The organism is Pseudomonas sp. R62 (genome assembly GCF_000257605.1).
In the GTDB taxonomy this organism is placed as follows: Bacteria; Pseudomonadota; Gammaproteobacteria; order Pseudomonadales; family Pseudomonadaceae; genus Aquipseudomonas; species Aquipseudomonas atacamensis.
Genome location: NZ_AHZM01000822.1, coordinates 1 through 2,149 on the forward strand (window position 1 = coordinate 1; position 2,149 = coordinate 2,149).

3 protein-coding genes are annotated in these 2,149 nt (G+C 61.6%); 2 read left to right on the forward strand and 1 reads right to left on the reverse strand.

Annotation, left to right across the window (positions count from 1 at the left end; translation table 11 throughout):
• Positions 1 to 558 (forward strand): UTP--glucose-1-phosphate uridylyltransferase (locus OQK_RS00245; RefSeq protein WP_016770592.1); only part of this gene is annotated, 558 nt, incomplete at its 5' end.
• Positions 559 to 589: 31 nt separating this feature from the next.
• Entirely contained in the window at positions 590 to 1,003 is a 414-nt protein-coding gene (locus tag OQK_RS00250) for a mannose-1-phosphate guanylyltransferase (RefSeq protein WP_016770593.1), read from the forward strand.
• A 178-nt stretch (positions 1,004 to 1,181) separates the two neighbouring features.
• Here the strand turns inward: OQK_RS00250 and OQK_RS00255 are convergent.
• Positions 1,182 to 2,149 (reverse strand): SGNH/GDSL hydrolase family protein (locus OQK_RS00255; RefSeq protein ID WP_038860063.1); only part of this gene is annotated, 968 nt, incomplete at its 5' end.

Here is a 2,149-nt window from a genome sequence, read left to right on the forward strand (position 1 = left end):
GACACCTGCACCTTCTCCTACACCCGTCAGGTGGAAATGAAAGGCCTGGGCCACGCCATTCTCAGCGGCCGCCCATTGATCGGCGACGAGCCGTTTGCCGTGGTGCTGGCCGACGACCTGTGCCTGAACCTCGAAGGCGACGGTGTGCTGTCGCAGATGATTCAGCTGTACAAGAAGTTCCGCTGCTCGATCGTCGCCATTCAGGAAGTCCCGGCCGACCAGACCCACAAGTACGGCGTGATTGCCGGTGAGCTGATTTCCGAGGGCATCTACCGGGTCAACAACATGGTGGAAAAACCGGCGCCGCAGGACGCGCCGTCAAACCTGGCGATCATCGGGCGCTACATCCTCACCCCGGACATTTTCGACCTGATCGCCGACACCGAACCGGGCAAGGGCGGCGAAATCCAGATCACCGACGCACTGATGAAACAGGCGCAGAACGGCTGCGTGCTGGCCTACAAATTCAAAGGCCTGCGCTTTGATTGCGGCGATGCCGAGGGCTACTTGCAGGCGACCAACTTCTGCTACGACAACGTGTACCTCAAGGGCCGCTGAGACGGCCCCCCATCACCAGAGGCAGGCAACCATGAACATTGCACAACATTCGACAGAGATTGAACGTGAGGTGGGCAACCTCGGGGTGATGAGCTGGTTGTCGCGCCATCAACCGCTGCCCAGCGCCAACGAAACCTGGCTGGGAACGATTCTGCTGGTGGAACGGATCGGTGTGTTTCCTGCGTCCGGCGATATTCGCCGGCCGCTGCGCGATCCTTATCCGCTGCTCGCGCACCTGAAGGCGTTGTATGGCGAACAGGCGCTGGAAATGGATGACCGTGATGGCCTGAAAGTGATCTTCAGCGACTGGCGTTTTCGCGTGCGCATCTGCTGCAACGATCCGGCGATCATCATTAATGTTGAAACCCGCTGCGATGCGCGGTTGATGCCGCGCAAGCTTGACGAACTGCTGGGGCTCATCGACGCCTTCAAGCACGACGCCTGATCACCCGGGCGTCACGCCGATCCATTGTGGGAGCGAGCCTGCTCGCGAAAGCGGCGGCACAGTCAGCATTGATCGTTCCCACGCTCCGCGTGGGAATGCATCCAGTGACGCTCTGCGTCACGCTGCGGAGGGACGCGGAGCGTCCCGGGCGGCATTCCCACGCGGAGCGTGGGAACGATCAGGGTGGCGAGTCGTCGCAACCGGTACTCGTACCCGTTATCCAGCCATAAAAATAATCGGCAATCACCTTCCCGCCCGTGGCCGGCAACGGATGAATCTTGTCCGGGCCGATCAGCGCGCTGGCGTAGCGTTTAACGTCGGGGCCGAACGCGCATTGCAGGTTGGCGAAGCCCAAATGCTGCTCCCGCGCCCACGGTTCGAGCACCTGCGCATAGGCCGACATCGGATAAGCGCTGGAGCGCGTGGTGTCCTGACGCATGATCAGGTTGATGCTCGCCGCCGGCTGAATCTCGCGCAACATGCTCACCAGGCCCTGGACGTTTTGCAGGTACTGCGCAGGTTTGACACCGAAGCCCTGATCGTTGCCGCCGAGCATGATCAGGTAAACGTCGGCCGGGATCTTCGACACCACCGCTTTCCATTGCGCCTGCCACTGTCGATCGGCGTGATAGAAATCCGCCGATGCCGCGCCGGAGGCCGCCAGTTTCGACACCCGAATGCCCTTCTCATCATTCGTCATCCAAAGGCCGAACAACGTGGGCGCGCCCTTCACCACTTCCAGTCTGAATGACCAGTCTGCGGCTGATGGAACGCCCGCTAGCGCGACTTCCTGAACGCCTGAGCCTGCGAGTTTCAATGGTTGCCAGGCTTGCGCGGGCGACCAGCGATAGCGCAACTCATCGGATTCGCCATTGCCCAGATACAACAGTTTCGCCTGAGTGACCGTGGTATCGATGCGCGGCGAAGGGCTGGCATCGACTTGCAACCAGGCGCCCGGCTTGCCGCTGATCGTGCGACTGTCCGGGCTGGCCTGGCCCAGCTCGGAAACCTTCCAGCCGCCGCCGAAGTATTTGTCGCTGCTGCGGGTGTATTTGAAATGCGTGCCGCCCAGTGCCGCGCCGTGGTTGAAACCGACGTAACCGGGGCCGGCGAAACCCACCTCGGCGACCACTCGCTGCACCAGTT

What these genes read in the sequence shown, in the direction of transcription:
- OQK_RS00250 (WP_016770593.1), top strand. Translation starts at nt 590, where the DNA reads ATGAACATTGCACAACATTCGACAGAGATTGAACGTGAGGTGGGCAAC.